The 255-nt window shown below is 99.6% G+C and carries 1 protein-coding gene; it reads left to right on the forward strand.

Annotated features, from left to right (window positions below; all coding sequences use genetic code 11):
• Positions 1 to 255 (forward strand): hypothetical protein (locus ACTHUE_RS20695; protein WP_268083134.1); only part of this gene is annotated, 255 nt, incomplete at both ends.

The following is a 255-nucleotide window of genomic DNA, read 5'->3' on the forward strand; positions in this document are numbered from 1 at the left end:
GGGGGGGGGGGGGGGGGGGGGGGGGGGGGGGGGGGGGGGGGGGGGGGGGGGGGGGGGGGGGGGGGGGGGGGGGGGGGGGGGGGGGGGGGGGGGGGGGGGGGGGGGGGGGGGGGGGGGGGGGGGGGGGAGGGGGGGGGGGGGGGGGGGGGGGGGGGGGGGGGGGGGGGGGGGGGGGGGGGGGGGGGGGGGGGGGGGGGGGGGGGGGGGGGGGGGGGGGGGGGGGGGGGGGGGGGGGGGGGGGGGGGGGGGGGGGGG

This window comes from Neisseria sp. P0021.S005 (genome assembly GCF_051956955.1).